This is a genomic window from Marinactinospora rubrisoli (assembly GCF_042664915.1).
In the GTDB taxonomy this organism is placed as follows: domain Bacteria; phylum Actinomycetota; class Actinomycetes; order Streptosporangiales; family Streptosporangiaceae; genus Marinitenerispora; species Marinitenerispora rubrisoli.
In genome coordinates, this window is sequence record NZ_JBHTBH010000001.1 from 313,317 (window position 1) to 328,694 (window position 15,378).

Annotated in this window: 17 protein-coding genes; 14 read left to right on the top strand and 3 right to left on the bottom strand. The window is 73.1% G+C overall.

The window, feature by feature from the left end:
• Positions 1-5 precede the first annotated feature (5 nt).
• From ACFQRF_RS01450 to ACFQRF_RS01465, 4 genes are all read left to right on the top strand, one after another.
• Positions 6-641: a histidine phosphatase family protein gene (locus ACFQRF_RS01450; RefSeq protein ID WP_379868158.1), complete on the top strand. Its 636-nt coding sequence runs from the start codon at positions 6-8 to the stop codon at positions 639-641.
• Positions 642-851: 210 nt separating this feature from the next.
• Positions 852-950 carry a 30S ribosomal protein bS22 gene (locus ACFQRF_RS01455; RefSeq protein ID WP_078760640.1) on the top strand — a complete coding sequence of 33 codons (99 nt, stop codon included), beginning with the start codon at positions 852-854 and terminating at the stop codon, positions 948-950.
• A 110-nt stretch (positions 951-1,060) separates the two neighbouring features.
• A complete protein-coding gene (locus ACFQRF_RS01460; protein WP_379868159.1) occupies positions 1,061-2,101 on the top strand; it encodes an NAD-dependent epimerase/dehydratase family protein in 1,041 nt (346 codons plus the stop codon).
• Between the two features lie 23 nt (positions 2,102-2,124).
• Complete coding sequence (locus ACFQRF_RS01465) at positions 2,125-3,024, top strand: lysophospholipid acyltransferase family protein (RefSeq protein WP_379868160.1); 900 nt, start codon at positions 2,125-2,127, stop codon at positions 3,022-3,024.
• Between the two features lie 5 nt (positions 3,025-3,029).
• On the opposite strand, the gene ACFQRF_RS01470 is transcribed toward ACFQRF_RS01465, so the two are convergent.
• Positions 3,030-3,704 carry a hypothetical protein gene (locus tag ACFQRF_RS01470; RefSeq protein ID WP_379868161.1) on the bottom strand — a complete coding sequence of 225 codons (675 nt, stop codon included), beginning with the start codon at positions 3,702-3,704 and terminating at the stop codon, positions 3,030-3,032.
• Positions 3,705-3,775: 71 nt separating this feature from the next.
• On the opposite strand from ACFQRF_RS01470, the gene ACFQRF_RS01475 reads away from it, so the two are divergent.
• Complete coding sequence (locus ACFQRF_RS01475; RefSeq protein WP_379868162.1) at positions 3,776-4,402, top strand: TetR/AcrR family transcriptional regulator; 627 nt, start codon at positions 3,776-3,778, stop codon at positions 4,400-4,402.
• A 61-nt stretch (positions 4,403-4,463) separates the two neighbouring features.
• On the opposite strand, the gene ACFQRF_RS01480 is transcribed toward ACFQRF_RS01475, so the two are convergent.
• Positions 4,464-5,327, bottom strand: coding sequence for an HAD family hydrolase (locus ACFQRF_RS01480; RefSeq protein ID WP_379868163.1), 864 nt, complete (start codon positions 5,325-5,327; stop codon positions 4,464-4,466).
• A 184-nt stretch (positions 5,328-5,511) separates the two neighbouring features.
• On the opposite strand from ACFQRF_RS01480, the gene ACFQRF_RS01485 reads away from it, so the two are divergent.
• The 6 genes from ACFQRF_RS01485 to ACFQRF_RS01510 all read left to right on the top strand — a co-directional run bounded on the left by ACFQRF_RS01485 (position 5,512) and on the right by ACFQRF_RS01510 (position 10,211).
• A complete protein-coding gene (locus ACFQRF_RS01485) occupies positions 5,512-6,738 on the top strand; it encodes a putative quinol monooxygenase (RefSeq protein WP_379868164.1) in 1,227 nt (408 codons plus the stop codon).
• A gap of 217 nt (positions 6,739-6,955) precedes the next feature.
• Positions 6,956-7,642 (top strand): LmeA family phospholipid-binding protein, encoded by a 687-nt coding sequence (locus tag ACFQRF_RS01490; RefSeq protein ID WP_379868165.1) that lies wholly within the window; start codon positions 6,956-6,958, stop codon positions 7,640-7,642.
• Between the two features lie 155 nt (positions 7,643-7,797).
• Positions 7,798-8,265 carry a TlpA family protein disulfide reductase gene (locus tag ACFQRF_RS01495; RefSeq protein WP_379868166.1) on the top strand — a complete coding sequence of 156 codons (468 nt, stop codon included), beginning with the start codon at positions 7,798-7,800 and terminating at the stop codon, positions 8,263-8,265.
• A 284-nt stretch (positions 8,266-8,549) separates the two neighbouring features.
• On the top strand, positions 8,550-8,972 hold the full coding sequence (locus ACFQRF_RS01500; protein WP_379868167.1) for a DUF4395 domain-containing protein: 423 nt from the start codon (positions 8,550-8,552) through the stop codon (positions 8,970-8,972).
• Positions 8,973-9,066: 94 nt separating this feature from the next.
• On the top strand, positions 9,067-9,906 hold the full coding sequence (locus ACFQRF_RS01505) for a sulfurtransferase (protein WP_379868168.1): 840 nt from the start codon (positions 9,067-9,069) through the stop codon (positions 9,904-9,906).
• Entirely contained in the window at positions 9,903-10,211 is a 309-nt protein-coding gene (locus ACFQRF_RS01510; RefSeq protein ID WP_379868169.1) for a DUF1416 domain-containing protein, read from the top strand. Before ACFQRF_RS01505 ends, ACFQRF_RS01510 begins: the two co-directional genes overlap by 4 nt.
• Positions 10,212-10,295: 84 nt before the next feature.
• On the opposite strand, the gene ACFQRF_RS01515 is transcribed toward ACFQRF_RS01510, so the two are convergent.
• On the bottom strand, positions 10,296-10,889 hold the full coding sequence (locus ACFQRF_RS01515) for a Uma2 family endonuclease (RefSeq protein WP_379868170.1): 594 nt from the start codon (positions 10,887-10,889) through the stop codon (positions 10,296-10,298).
• 222 nt (positions 10,890-11,111) lie between these two features.
• On the opposite strand from ACFQRF_RS01515, the gene ACFQRF_RS01520 reads away from it, so the two are divergent.
• The 3 genes from ACFQRF_RS01520 to ACFQRF_RS01530 all read left to right on the top strand — a co-directional run bounded on the left by ACFQRF_RS01520 (position 11,112) and on the right by ACFQRF_RS01530 (position 15,281).
• Positions 11,112-13,049 (top strand): hypothetical protein, encoded by a 1,938-nt coding sequence (locus ACFQRF_RS01520; RefSeq protein ID WP_379868171.1) that lies wholly within the window; start codon positions 11,112-11,114, stop codon positions 13,047-13,049.
• 249 nt (positions 13,050-13,298) lie between these two features.
• Positions 13,299-14,555: a MurT ligase domain-containing protein gene (locus ACFQRF_RS01525; protein WP_379868172.1), complete on the top strand. Its 1,257-nt coding sequence runs from the start codon at positions 13,299-13,301 to the stop codon at positions 14,553-14,555.
• Positions 14,556-14,570: 15 nt separating this feature from the next.
• On the top strand, positions 14,571-15,281 hold the full coding sequence (locus ACFQRF_RS01530) for a type 1 glutamine amidotransferase (protein WP_379868173.1): 711 nt from the start codon (positions 14,571-14,573) through the stop codon (positions 15,279-15,281).
• The last annotated feature ends 97 nt before the right edge of the window (positions 15,282-15,378 follow it).

Sequence of the window (15,378 nt, forward strand, 5' to 3'; positions counted from 1 at the left end):
GCACGATGTCCACGACCACCGTCGTCCACCTGCTCCGGCATGGCGAAGTGCACAATCCCCAGGGGATCCTGTACGGGAGGCTGCCCGACTTCCACCTGAGTGAGCGAGGGCATGAGATGGCCGAGCGGGCCGCCGTCTGGCTCTCCGGGCGCGACGTCGCCGCGCTGTACTCCTCGCCGCTGGAGCGGGCCCAGGAGACCGCCGAACCGGTCGCCGAGCGGTTCGGGCTGTCGATCCGGCTGGACGACCGGCTGACCGAGGCGGGCAACAGCTTCCAGGGCACCGCGTTCTCGGCACGCTCGATCCGCAACCCGCGGATCTGGCACCGGCTGTACAACCCGTTCCAGCCGTCGTGGGGTGAGCCGTACACCGCGATCGTGGCCCGCATGGTCGACGTCATCAAGCTCGTCCGCAAGGAGGCGTGGGGCCGCGAGGCCGTCTGCGTCAGCCACCAGCTGCCCATCTGGATGGCGCGCCGCGCGGCCGAGGGCCAGCGGCTCTGGCACCGCCCGGACCGCCGGCGCTGCAACCTGGCGAGCGTCACCACGCTGACCTTCGAGGACCACCGGCTGGTCAGCGTCGGCTACAGCGAGCCCGCCGCCGAGCTGTACCCCGCCGGCCCCGTGATGCCCGGGGCGTGACCGTGGACCGGCGCCCCGTGCCCACACCGGCGCCGGTCGATTGTCCGAGGCGGTAGGCTAGCTCCTTGGGTGCCGCGTCTCCTGGCGCGCGTATCCCCGGTGTCGCGCCGCGTCCCGTCCGGTGACGCGCCGCCGCACTCCTCGACGGTCACCCGCGTCCGCAGCACGCGTGTGCCGTCGTTTCTCCTTTGCTCGTCGAGAGGTGATCCCATGGGTTCCGTCATCAAGAAGCGCCGCAAGCGGATGGCGAAGAAGAAGCACCGCAAGCTGCTCAAGAAGACCCGCATCGCGCGCCGCAACAAGAAGTAGCGACGCGGGTCCGCCTCTCCGCGGAGCATCACGGCCGGTCCGTGGTCGACGCGGAGAATCACTTCTTCTCCCCCGCCCCACCTCCGATCCGCCTTAGGGAGGCGTGTCCAATGGGCCGCAAGGGCAGCACGGGCCGGGTCATACTCGTCACGGGAGTGTCCCGCCAGCTCGGCGCGCGGGTGCTGACCGCGCTGCAGGCCGCCCCCGGCGTCGAGCGAGTGATCGGGGTCGACTCCGCCGTCCCCCGATCCGGGCTGGGCGGCGCCCGGTTCGTGCGCGCCGATCCGCGCGACGCCGGCGTCGCCGAGGTGATCGAGGAGTCCGGCGCCGACACGGTGCTGCACATGGGTCTGGTGGCGTCGCCGCCGAACGCCGACCTGCCGGAGGCCATGCGGGAGAACCACGTCCTCGGCGCCATGCAGGTGCTGGCGGGCTGCCAGCGCTCCGCCACGGTCCGGCGCCTGGTCGTCCGCTCCACGGCCGCGGTCTACGGCGAGCGGCCGTACGACCCGGAACCGTGCACGGAGGACGCGCCGGATCCGATGCCGCGGTTCCGCCGGGCCGGGTTCGCCAGGGACGCCGCCGAGGTGGAGCGGCACGTGCGCGGCCTGGAACGGCGGCGGCCCGACCTCTCCGTCGCCGTGCTGCGGTTCGCCAACCTCATCGGGCCGTCGGTGCGGACCCCGCTGACCAGCTACTTCGGTCTGAAGATCGTGCCCACCGTGATGGGGTACGACCCCAGGATGCAGTTCATCCACGAGGACGACGGTGTCGAGGTCGTCCGGCGCATGGCCCTCGATCGGGGTGTTCGCGGTGTCTTCAACGTAGCCGCACCCGGCGCGATGCCGCTCTCCCAGTGCCTGCGCCGCGCCGGACGCCCGGAGATGCCGGTCCCGGCGCGCGGCCTGAGCCTGGTGGGCAGCCTCGCCCGGCGCGCCAAGCTCGACTACTCGCCGCACCAGCTGCGGGCGCTCTGCTACGGCCGCGTGCTCGATGTCGAGAAGCTGCGGCGCGCACTGGACTGGTCGCCGGTCTACACCTCGCAGGAGGCGTTCGACGCCTTCGTCGCCGAGAGCCGCTACACCACCGCCGTGCCGGCGCGCATCTTCGGCAGGGTCACCCACCGCGTCCGGGCGGCGGTCGGCCGCTGACCGGGGTCCCGCCCGAACCAGCGGTGCCGGAGCAGGCACCGCCTCCTTCCACGCCCGCGGACACCGCGGAGCCGTCGGGCGCCGCCGCGCCCGACCGGGTGGCCGACGCTCTGGACTTCTTCCGGCGCCGGCTGGAGGGCGGAAGCCAGGCGGACGAGTTCGGGTTCGATCCCGAGCTCACCGACCACGCCCTGCTGCCCCTCATGCGGCTCTTCTACGACCACTGGTTCCAGATCGAGCTGCGCGGGCTCGACAACGTCCCCGCTACCGGCCGGGCGCTGCTGGTGGCCAACCACTCCGGGGTGCTGCCCTTCGACGCCCTCATGCTCCAGGTGGCCCTGCGCGACCACCACCCGGCCGGCCGGCGGCTGCGCATGCTGGTCGCCGATCTGGTCCTCGACGTCCCGCTGCTCTCCGGCCTGGCCCGGCGGGCCGGGCACACCCTCGCGGCACCGGCCGACGCCGAGCGGCTGCTCCGCAACGAGGAACTGGTGGGCGTGTTCCCGGAGGGTTTCAAGGGCATCGGCAAGCCGTTCGCCGAGCGGTACCGCCTGCAGCGGTTCGGGCGGGGCGGCTACGTCGCCACCGCGCTGCGCACCCGCGCGCCCATCGTGCCGTGCTCGATCGTGGGCGCCGAGGAGATCTACCCCAAGGTGGGCGATCTGCCGGCCCTCGCGCGGCTGCTCCGGCTGCCCTACTTTCCGGTCACGCCGGCCTTCCCGCTGCTCGGCCCGCTCGGTCTCGTCCCCCTGCCGACCAGGTGGATCATCGAGTTCGGCGTCCCGCTGCCGACCGCCCACCTCGCGGACGAGGCCGCCGACGACCCGGCGGCCATCGAGGCCATCAGCGGCGAGGTGCGCGGCACCATCCAGAGCACCCTCGACCGCTTGGTCGTGGAACGCGGCGACCCGTTCCGCCGGTAGTCCGGTCAGGCCGGGCCCGCCGCCGCCCGGGACCGTGCGGCGGTGGGGAGCCGCAGCAGGACGATGCCGTACCCGACGACCCAGACCACCCACATCAGCCAGCCGGTGAGACCGAGCAGCCCGAGGGGGCCGCCGTGCTCGACGACCAGCGGAGCGAGGGTGGCCGAGGCGAACAGCAGCAGGGCGGACAGCAGCCCGAGGCCGCCGTGCCACGGCCGGAGCAGACCCGCGCGCAGCCCGCCGGCCGACAGACCGAGCAGCGCCAGCGCCAGGAAGGTGCCGTTGAGGGTGAACAGCGTGTCGTGCAGCGCCCAGAGCACCGGGGCCGCCATGGCCTCCTGCGTCAGGGCGAGCCGGACGGCCGCGACCGCCGCGAAGGTGGTGTTCTGCAGCAGCAGGCCCGCGAAGCCGACCAAGGACCACGCTTCGCCCCGGTCGCGTTCGGAGGGGCGCAGCGCGCCGACCGCGGCGGCGCCGAACACGGTGGCGAGCACCCAGGCGGCTGGGGTGAGCGCGGACCCGAGACCGACGATGCCGCCGTGGGAGCCGAAGAAGGCGGCAGCCTCGGCCGGATCCGCGCCCGTGTGCGGCAGTCCGGCCGGGACCATCAGCACGTTGGCGAGGACGATCGCGGTGGCGAATCCGATGGCCGCGACGCCGCCGGTTCTGGAGAACCGCACAGCGGCCACGTCTCGTTGGTTGAGGCAAGTCATATTCAATATAACTAGCATAAAATGAAAAGGGGGAGCAGGTGACCACCGAGTCCGGCCGGCGCCGCTACGACTCAATGCGCCGGGGAGAGCAGGCGCGGCGAACCCGCGCGGAGATCGCGCACGCCGCCCGCCGGCTGTTCGTCTCCCGCGGCTGGGCCGCGACGACCGTGCGCGACGTGGCACGCGAGGCGGGGGTCTCGGTGCCGACTGTCTACGCGGCGTACCGCAACAAGGCGGGGCTGGCACGGGCGCTGGCCGACGCGGCGGACCTCTCCGCCGACGCGCCGCGGATGCTCGCGGAGCTGGAGGCCCCGGGCGCGGACCCGGCGCGGCAGCTCGCGGCGATGGCCGGGTACGACCGGCGGCTGTTCGAACGCGCCGGCGACGTCATCCTGCTGCTGCGCGAGGCGGGGCGGACCGAGCCCGAACTCGCGACCGCCTACCCGGACGGCCGCGCGCGCGGCGACGAGACCCGGCGCCGGGTGTTCGCGTCATGGCCGGCCGGAGTGCTGCGGGAGGACCTGGACGCGGCCACCGCCGTCGACGTCTACGCCGCGTTGTGCAACGTCGACGTCTACACCACCCTCACCGTCGAGCGCGGGTGGCCCGCCGACCGGGTCGAGCGGTGGTGGAGCGCCGCGCTGGTCCGGGAACTGCTGGCCTGACGTCCGCTCCGCCTCCGGCGGCACCCACCGGGGGTGGGCCCGGGCGCGGCCGCGCACCGGATCAGTGACGGCGCCGCCGGGCCATGCCCACCGCGACGCCGCCCATCAGCGCGCCCAGCAGGGCGGCCGGAACCCCCACCCGCAGCGCTCTGCGGTGGCGGCGGAACTCGTGCACCGGCCAGCCGTGCGTCTCGGCGTACGCCTGCAGGTCGTCGTCGGGGTTGACCGCGTTGGGGTGGCCGACGATCGACAACAGCGGGAGGTCGTTGTAGGAGTCGCTGTAGGCGGTGCACGCCGACAGGTTCAGCCCCTCGCGCTCGGCGAGCGCGCGCACCGCCTCGGCCTTCGCCGGACCGTGCAGCAGGTCGCCGACGAGCCGGCCGGTGTAGACGCCCTCGACCGACTCGGCCACGGTGCCCAGCGCGCCGCTCAGGCCCAGACGGCGCCGGATGATGTCGGCGAGCTCCACCGGGGTCGCGGTGACCAGCCAGACGCGCTGGCCCGCCGTCAGATGCCGGTTCACCAGCGTCCGGGCGCCCTCCCAGATGCGGTCGGCCATCGTCTCGTCGTAGATCTCCTCGCACAACGCGATGAGTTCGGAGACGTTGTGCCCGGCGACGAACGCGAGCGCCGACTCCCGCGCCGCGTTGATGTGGTCGGGCTGCTCGCTGCCGGTCACCCGGAAGACCAGCTGCGCCCACGCGAACCGCGCCAGGTCGCGCGTGGTGAACAGGTCCCGGGCCGCGAGGCCGCGGGCGAAGTGGTAGATCGACGCGCCGCGCATGAGGGTGTTGTCGACGTCGAAGAAGGCGGCGGACGCCCCCGGCGCCGCAGCCGAATCGGTACGCCGCTCGGCGACGGCCGCGGCCGCCTCTCCGGTGAGCGCGGCGCGGCCGTCGTCGCGACGTTGGAGATGGCCCCGCATGGTCCCGAGCCTACGTCCCCGCCACGACACCGAATGCGCGCCGGATCAGCGGCACGATGGCTCGTGAGGTAACTCACACCAAGATCGCGCATCGTGCCACGTGCAGCGAGATCGCCGGAGGGCGAGGTCCCCAATTAGCGGCCGGATGCGCGTTCTGGGGCGAAAGTACAGCATCATTAGCGGGATGGTGGAGGTAGGACTGGCATTCGTCGTCGCGTTGGTGGCCTGGAGCGCCACCGCGGCGTTGACCGCGCGCTATTACCGCCACCCGCGGCTCCACATGGCGGCGTGGGTGGCGTCCGGCATCGGTGTCGCGATCGCGCTGAGCGCCGCCTTCCCCGGCGCGCTGCTCGACTTCTCCGGCGTCACCTTCCGGATCTTCCAGATCGGCGTCGGGCTCTTCGGCCCGCTGCTCGTCGGCTGGGGCGCCGTGGAGTACGTGATGCGTGCGCCGCGGGCACGGTTCGGCGCGCGGCTGGTCGCCACCACCCTGTCGATCGTCCCGCTCGTCGTGCTGAGTCTGGACCGGCTGCGCGGCCGGTACGACAACGGCTACCCGCCCGCCGGCGACCATTACGACGTCATCCCCATGACGCTGCTGGCCATCGTGCACATCGCCGTGGTGGTCGCACTCGTCGCCTGCGCGGTGGTGGCCGCCCGCCGGATGGGCGAGCGTCCGCGGCTGTCCCGGCACGAGCTGGTGGTGCTGGGGCTGCTCGCCGCTGCGGCGCTGCTGCTGATCCTGGTCAGCAGGTTCGGGCTCGGGATCCTGGGCCAGCTCGTGATGGTCGGCGCACTGGCCTGCCTGTGGGTGGCGGCGTCGCGGGCCGCCGACCCGCCGCGCGAACGACGCTCCCGGCGCCGTGGCGGGCGCCGTGCCGGGGGACCCGATGCCGACCAGGACGAGGACGACCGGGCCTGGGACGACGACTACGACGACCGCCATGACCCGGAGGAGGATGACGTGCGGCGCAAGCGCCGGAAGGCCGATTCGGGCCGTTCCGACTACGACGACTACGAGGACCAGGACGGTTACGACGACTACGGCCCGGGCGGCGGAGTCTCGGCGAAGCCGTCGCGGCTGTGCGGCATCATCACCATCTACACGCTGGCCGAGGGCCACGCCGACGCGTTCGACGACTGCGCCGACGAGGTGGTGGAAGAGGTCAGCCGGCATGAGCCGGATACCCTGCTGTTCGCCTGCCACACGGTCCCCAGCGCGCCGTCCCAGCGGATCGTCTACGCCATGTACCGTGATCAGCTCGCTTACGAGGAGCACCAGCAGCAGCCGCACGTGATCGCGTTCGCCCGCCGCCGTGCCCCGCACGTCGTGGCGACCAACGTGATCGAGCTGTCGCTGTCCGGGGCCTCGGCCACGGAGAACCTGGCCATGATGCTGATGCCGCGCTGAGCTCCGGCCCCGGCACGGGGCGACTGTTCACCGGCCGCTCTCTCAGAGTTCGCTGAGAAACCTGCCCGAAAAACGGGTAAAGCGCGGGTTTGAAGTACGCTTCCTAGGTGTTTCGGGCCTCGTCGCCAGGTCGGCCCAGTGGCGGTGCCGCCGCGGCCCGCAAGGTACCCCTGCCGAGAGAGCCGGCAGTGTCAACGGGAGTGTGCTGGAACCCCCCATGCGAAAATTTCTGGTTTTCCTGATCTTGCTGCTGGTCCTCGTGGTCGCCGCGGATCGCGGCCTGCACTACGCGCTGGAGCGGGAGATCGCCAACCAGGCGGCGCAGCAGTACGAGATGACCACGGAGCCCGAGGTCACGATCGGCGGCTTCCCGTTCCTCAACCAGGTCGCGGCCGGCAGCTACAGCGAGGTCCACATCGTCACCGGCGCCCTCACGGTGAACGAGGTCCAGCTGGAGCGGGTGGACGCGACGTTGCGCGACGTCCGGGCGCCCATCGGTGAGCTGCTCACCACCCCCTCGATCACCGCGGGCTCCGTGGAGGCCACGGTGATGCTCCCGTACAGCGAGCTGCAGAAACGGCTTCCGGAGGGCATCGTCATCGAGACCGACAACGGCGCGCCGCGCATCGCCGGCGACCTCGCCGTCAGCGGCTTCAGCGTGCCGGTGCAGAGCGATCTGGAGGTCGCCGTCGACGGCGACACCGTGACCGTGACTCCCACCAACGTGCAGGTCGGCGAGTCCCAGATCGACATCAGCGCGGTGGTGACGGACCGGCTCTCCGTGGCTCTCCAGCTGCCGCAGCTGCCCTTCGACGTCCGCGTCACGGAGGTCGAGGCGCTGCCGAACGGCGTGCAGCTCACCGGCGAGGGCACCGACGTCCCGCTCGCGGGCGTGGCGCCGTAAGCCTCCCGTGGCGGTGAACGGGGAGGGCGATCTCCCGTGGCGGTGAACGGGGAGGGTGGTCTCCCGTGGCGGAACGGGCGGTGGGCCTCCCGTGGCGGGTGAACGGGAAGGGCGGCGTCCGTGACGACGGACCGGGATGAGGGGATGGTGTCGCCGTGGCTCCGGAACAGATGGCCGGTGGCGCCGCGGCGGCCGTCGTGCTGTTGCTCGGCACCGTTCTCGCCCTCGCGCTGCGCCGCAGCTCCGGCCGGTTCCGCGCGGCGCGGGGACCCGGCGCGGTGAGCGGCCCGGTGGAGGGCACCGGGCCGGAGGCTCCACGGCTGACGGCCGAGGAGGTCGGCGCGGAACTGGGGGAGCGCGCCACCCTGGTGCAGTTCTCGTCCGCGTTCTGCCAGCCCTGCCGGGCCACCCGGCGCGTCCTCGCCGAGGTCGGCGCGATGGTGGAGGGCGTGGCGCATGTCGAGATCGACACCGAGTCGAATCTCGACCTCGTCCGCCGGCTGAACATTCTGCGCACGCCCACCGTTCTCGTCCTGGACTCTCACGGTGTGGTCAGCACCCGCGCCAGTGGGCAGCCCCGCCGGGCCGACGTCATCGCGGCACTGGGCCGGGCCATCGGGTAGCGGCCAAGGGCGTTCCCCACTCATCCGATCGAGATGATCGATCTTGTGAAGCAGCGCACCCGTGACATCGCGTACGCCAGCCCGTAACATCATCAGCGTGACCTTCCTGACAGACGCGCTCCTCACGAAGCGCCGCGCGGTCGATTTCTGCCGCGTGACCACCGCGCGCTGTCGCTCCCGCGGCTAGCGCGGACCCGCGGCTCCGGCCGGTACCGGAGCGGGGTGACCGCCAGCGTTCCCGTCGCCGTCCCCCACGTTCCGCCCACGCAGCCGGGAAGCACACCATGAAGGTCGACCCCAGAGGGCAGCGCTTCGCCGCTGCCATCACCACCGTCGTACTCGTCGCCGTCCTCGTGAGCGCGAGTGCGTGGCTGCTCGCCGTGCAGACGGCGGTGTTCGCGGTCGGGGCGGTCGCCGGCGTGCGCTACTCGCCCTATGGCCTGCTGTACGCGCGGTTCGTGCGTCCGCGACTGGCGCCGCCCCGTGAGCTGGAGGACGCCGCTCCGCCGCGGTTCGCGCAGGCCGTCGGGCTGGTGTTCGGCCTCGTGGGGCTGATCGGTTACCTCTTCGTGGGCGCTTGGCTGGGCATCGCCGCCACCGCCGCCGCGCTGCTCGCCGCCTTCCTCAACGCGGCCTTCGGGTTCTGCCTCGGATGCGAGATGTACCTCGGCATCCGCCGGGTGCTCCCGTCCAGCCGGGCCGCCTGACCGCCGACTCCCGGCGTCGCGGCAGGCCGCGGCGCCACCGGGCCATCACAGCACCGCACAACCGCACAGGCACATCGAATCAAGGAGGTTCCCCATGAGCCGCTCCGACGTCCTCGTGGACGCCGACTGGGTGGAGGCTCACCTGGACGACGCGAACGTGGTCCTGGTCGAGGTGGACGAGGACACCTCGGCCTACGACAAGGGCCACATCCGCAACGCCGTCAAGATCGACTGGAAGAAGGACCTCCAGGACCCGGTCCGGCGCGACTTCATCGACAAGGAGGGCTTCGAGAAGCTGCTCTCCGAGCGCGGCATCGCCAACGACCACACCGTCGTCCTGTACGGCGGCAACAACAACTGGTTCGCGGCCTACGCCTACTGGTACTTCAAGCTGTACGGCCACCAGGACGTGAAGCTCCTGGACGGTGGCCGCAAGAAGTGGGAGCTGGACTCCCGCGAGCTGGTGGAGGCCGTGCCCGAGCGCGCGGCGACCCAGTACACCGCGAAGGACCAGGACACCGCGATCCGTGCCTTCCGGGACGAGGTCGTGGCGGCCATCGGCACGAAGGACCTCGTGGACGTGCGCTCGCCCGACGAGTTCGTCGGCAAGCTGCTCGCCCCGGCGCACCTGCCGCAGGAGACCTCGCAGCGGCCCGGCCACATCCCGACCGCGCGCAACATCCCGTGGGCCAAGACCGCCAACGAGGACGGCACCTTCAAGAGCGAGGAGGAGCTGCGCGAGCTGTACACCGAGGCCGGGGTCGACCTGGAGAAGGACATCATCGCCTACTGCCGGATCGGGGAGCGCTCGTCGCACACCTGGTTCGCGCTGCACGAGCTGCTCGGCCTGCCCAACGTCAAGAACTACGACGGTTCGTGGACCGAGTACGGCTCGCTGGTGGGCGTGCCCGTCGAGCTGGGGGAGGCCAAGTGAGCAACGACGGTTGCGGCGCGCCGGTCGGCGGCGTGGCGCTGGCGGACGTGCAGGCCGGTGACCAGGCGGTCATCCAGGGCGTGGTGACCCGGGACGGCGCGCCGCTCAGCGGCGCCTACGCCCGGCTGCTGAACGCCTCGGGCGACTTCGTCGGCGAGGTCGCCACCGGATCGGAGGGCACCTTCCGGTTCTTCGCGGCCGACGGCCGGTGGACGGTGCGGGTGCTCGCCTCGAAGGGGTACACCGGGGAGTTCCCGGTGACCGCGGAGACCGGCAAGGTGGTCGATCTGCGGGTGAGCGCCTAGCCAGCGGCGCGTGCGTACAGCGACGCCGGCGGCTGCGGGGGATCGGCTCCCGTGGGCCGTCGGCGTTCTGCTACTCGTACGAGGCTATTCGCCGCCGATGTGGTCGAGCCAGGCGCCGTCCGAGACGAGCCACCGCGGCACAATGGAGAGACGACACGGCGCGTCGGTGCGGAACACGTCGTCGCCGAACACCCGGGCGGCTGCACGGTAGGTGCCGCCGTCCAGCCGCAGTTCCAGGATGCTCGGTTTCTCCAGTGACGGGTCGATGATCCAGTAGGACGGCACCCCGAATTCCGCGTATTCGGCGCGCTTGGCGAAGCGGTCCCGATCGCGGCATTCCGGGGAAAGGACCTCGACGGCCAGCAGCGGCGGACGCGTGAGGTAGGGGTGTTCACCCGCGTCCGCGCGGATCACGGCGAGGTCGGGGATGCGGTGATGGTCGCGGTCGCCCTTGAGGTTCATGCCCAAGCCCTGCAGGATCATGAAACCGGCGCGCACCAGAGCGGGACCGAGGTGGATCGCGAGCCGTCCCTCGACGAGGGTGTGGACGTAGACAGGGGCCGGCGACACGTCAAGCCGCCCGTCGACCAGCTCGTAGCGGTTCCCGTCGTCCGGCATCCGCTCCAGGTCGTCCACGGTCAGCGGCCGGTACCAGGGCGCTGTCTCGCGCATGCTCATGACCGTCATCATGCCGTGTCGCCCCCGGCCCCCACCGCCGCGACCAGCGCTACCCCACCATTTCCGGCAAAGCCGTGACAAGGCGGCTACGTCCTGACAGCATGCTCGTACTTCTGAAGTTCCGTCATTCCCGGCTCCCCAGCGCTTCGGGATTCCAGCCAGCCGAGATCTCAGGGCGAACGCCGGTCCGGTCCATCGCCCGATGACCGGGCGGGAGGTGCGGTGGCCGACACGTCCTCGGGTGCCCCGAAAGACGCTGACGAGGCGCATCTCGGTCACCTCGGGTGGCGGCACGCGACCCCGGTCGCCGATCCCGGGCCGGCGCCGCGGCGGCCCACGCCGCCCGAACAGCAGCGGCTGAGCCCGGACTGGACCGCGGCGCAGCGGCGGATGGAAGCCGACCTCAACCGCCCGCTCCTCGTGACGCTGGCGGTGCTGGCCGCGATCGCCGCACTGCTGCTCACCTGCGGCGCGGCGGCCCTGCTGCCCGGAGTGCTCACGCTCGCCGGATGCCTGGCGTGCGCGGTGGTCGCGCTGCCGGCCCTGGTCGCGCTCGTGCAGAGCGGGCAGGCGGTCCGGGAACGCGTGGCCGAGGAGCGGCGCCGCCTGGAGAACGAGCGGGCCGAGCGCGCCGAGCGGCTGCGTCAGCGGCAGGAGGAGCACGCCCGGCGGTACGCCGATTGGCAGGAGCGCAGGCGCGCGTACGAGGATCAGCCCCGGTGGTACGGGGTCGAGGTGCCCGACGGGGTGGGCACCGTGGTGGTGGGCGGCGGCACCGATGCCGGATGGTCGGCGCTGCTGACCACGGTCGGCGCGGCGCGGCTGCGCGGGGGCGCCGACCTCACGGTGCTCGACCTGTCCGGCCGAGCGGTCGGCGGCGAGCTCGTCGCCCTGGCCCGGCGGTGCGGTGTGCTGCCCCGGCTGTGGGTGCTGCCCGCCGACCTGCCCCGCGTGAACCTCGGCGGCAACCTCGACGCCCGGCGCCGGGCCGCCGTGTTCGCCGCCGTCGTGCACGCCCTGGACCCCCGGGCCGACCGCGCGGCCGACGGTGCGCTGCTGCACGGCCTGCTGGACGCGCTCGGCCCGGAGCCGGTCCCCGCCGCCGGGCTGGTCGCCGCCCTGCGGGCGGTCGCGGTCCCTGAGACCGGGACGACGGAGCGGGCCGCGCGGGCGCTCGGCGCGGAGTCGGCGGCGCGGGTGCGCGCCCGGTTCGGCACCGGCGGCGACGTGGCGGAGCGGGCCTGGCGGCTGCAGCGGCACCTCACGGCGTTCGAGGGGCTGGGCGCCCGCTCGGCGGACGAGCCGTACGCCCAGATCAAGATCATCGCGACGGACCGGTCGTCCGGCGGCCGCGCCGGACGCGCCTACGGCAGCTACGCGGCGGCCGCCCTTCGGGAACTGCTGGAGATGCGCGCCGAAAGCGGCGCGGCGCCGCGGCCCTGGGCGCACACGATCGCCGTCTGCGGCGCCGGTGCGCTGCCGCCCGCCGAACTCGACCGCCTCGCCGCGGCCGCGGCGGACACCGGCACCGGACTCGTCCTGCTGTTCCGCGGTGTGGACGCCGACGTGCGGGAGCGCATGGGCCGCCCCGGCTGCCTGCCGGTGCTGCTGCGTCAGCCCGACGAGGAGTCCGCGCGCCGCGCGGCCGGTCTCGCGGGAGGTGGCCGGGTCGCGGTGCACCCGCTCACCGACGCCGTCGCCGGAGCGCTGGACGGCGAGATCGCCGACAGCTACGTCCCCGATCCGGCGACCGCTCCCACGACCGGGCTGCCCACGCGGCACGCGGCCCGGTCGATCCGCGCGTCCGACCTCGCCCGGCACGCGGGAGCGGCCACCGGGTACGGCCGGGCGACCCTGCGGGCGGCCGGCCTCGCCGCCGCGCCGTCCGCCGCCTCGCGGGCCGTACGGCTCGACGCCGACGGCCTGCGGAGCCTGCCGGACACCGCCATGGTCCTCGGCGGAGCGGACGGCCCGGTGCTGGCCGACGCCAACCCGGGTTTGCTGGCGCTGCCCGCCGCGACGCTGCACCCGGCCGGGGATCCGGCCGCGGCACGGGCGCCCGAGCCCGCCGGACCGCCCGAGCCGCGGGCCGGAGCGGGCGCCGCGAACGTCGGCCCGCCGCCGGAACGCCTGGACTGGCGGCGCCGCGACGGTGCATGACGGCTCCGTTTCCCGGCGGTTTCCGGTGGTGCCGCAGGTCCGTTGAGGAGGCCGGGGGCAATAGGCTATGGGGAAATCGCCGGGCCTGTCCGGTGGGTGCCGTCCACGGCGGGCGGCGGCCGCACGCGCCGCTCGCGCCCCCGACCTCCGCGGGCCGGCACCGCTCACCCGAGACCGGGAGGCGCCGCGGTGGGACGCGTGCCCACCGGAGAGGCCCGGCCTGCTACTTCCCAGCGAATTGTGGAGATCATGAGCGAACTTCCCCTGCGTGCCCAGTTGGCCGCCGCACTGGGTAAGGGCGCGGCCTCGTTGTCCCGGGCCACCGGACGCGGCGACGGCTCGGTCATCGGCGGCCGCGTCGCGCTCAAGGTCGAGCCGGAACTGCTCGCCAAACTCGCGCGCGGCCGCCGCCTGACCCTGGTCAGCGCGACGAACGGCAAGACCACCACCACCCGGCTCATCGCCGCGGCGCTGCGCGAACTCGGCGAGATCGCCACCAACGAGCACGGCGCCAACATGCCCACCGGCCACATCACCGCGCTGTCCAACAGCCCCGACGCGCGCAACGGCGTGCTGGAGGTGGACGAGAAGTACCTGCCGCAGGTGCTGCGCGAGACCAACGCCGCCGTCGTGGTGCTGATGAACCTGAGCCGCGACCAGATGGACCGCGCCTCCGAGATCAACCTGCTCGCGAAGAAGTGGCGCGAGGCGCTGCAGAAGAGCGAGACGCACGTCATCGCCAACGCCGACGACCCGCTGGTCGCGTGGGCGGGCCTCGGCGCGCGGTACGCCACCTGGGTGTCGGCCGGGCAGCGCTGGAAGGAGGACTCCTGGTGCTGTCCCGAGTGCGGCGGTCACCTCAAGCGCGACCCCGACCCGCACTGGGAGTGCCCGGAGTGCGGCCTGCGCCGCCCGGAGGGGACCTGGGCCGTGGACAACGCCACCGACGCCGTCGTCGACCCCAACGGCCAGCGCCTGCCGCTGCAGCTCAACCTGCCCGGTGACGCCAACCGGGCCAACGCCGCCATCGCGCTCGCCACCGCCGCGGCCTACGGCATCCACCCCAAGCAGTCGGTCCCGCGGCTCCGCGAGATCCACTCGGTCGCCGGGCGCTACACGTCCGTGGTGACCAACGGCGTGGAGGTCCGGCTGCTGCTGGCCAAGAACCCCGCCGGGTGGCTGGAGTCGTTCGCGGTGCTCGACCCGCCGCGGGTGCCGGTCATCCTCTCGGTCAACGCCCAGATCCCGGATGGCAAGGACACTTCCTGGCTGTGGGACGTCGACTACACCGTGCTCCGGGACCGCCGGGTGTTCGTCATGGGAGAGCGCCGCACCGACCTCGCGCTGCGGCTGGAGACCGACGAGGTCCCCTTCCAGATCGCCGACAGCGTGGAGCAGGTCGTCGCCGGGCTCAGGTCCGAGCAGCCCGACCTCACCAAGGTCGACGTCATCGCCAACTACACCGCCTTTCAGCAGATCCGCACGGCCTACGGCCGCGTCCAGTAGGAGGGGACGACCACCATGAGCGACACGAGCAGCAGGCTGCGGATCGTCTGGATCTACCCCGACCTCCTCAGCACCTACGGCGACCGCGGCAACGTGCTCATCCTGCGCCGCCGCGCCGAACTGCGCGGCATCGGCACCGAGATCGTCCACGTGCACTCCAGCGACCCGGTGCCGGCCGAGGGCGACATCTACCTGCTCGGCGGCGGCGAGGACCGCCCGCAGATCCTCGCGGCCGAACGGCTGCGCGCCGACGGCGGCCTCCGCCGCGCCGCCGAGCGCGGCGCCGCCGTGTTCGCCGTCTGCGCCGGCTACCAGATCATCGGCGAGAGCTACGGCGACGACGCCGACAACCCGCTGCCGGGCGTCGGCATCCTCGACATCCGCAGCGGGCGCGGCGAGACCCGCGCCGTGGGGGAGATCGTCGCCGACGTCGACCCGAACCTCGGCGTCGGGCGCATCACCGGCTTCGAGAACCACCAGGGCCGTACCGCGATCGGCCCCAGCGCCGTGCCGCTGTCCCGCACCGTGAAGGGGATCGGCAACGACGGCCAGACGGAGGGCGCCTACCAGGGGCAGATCCTCGGCACCTACCTGCACGGCCCGGCGCTGCCGCGCAACCCCGAACTGGCCGACCTGCTGCTGCGCTGGCGGGTGGGCGCCATCCCGCCGCTGCCGCCGTCGTGGGGCGAGCGGCTGCACGAGGAGCGCCTCGCGGCGGTGCTCTGACCGCGCGCCGGCCCGGAAACCAGGCGGGCGAGACCCGATCACGACGGCGGGGCCACCGGTCGACGGACCGGTGGCCCCGCCGTCGCGTCGGCGCAGT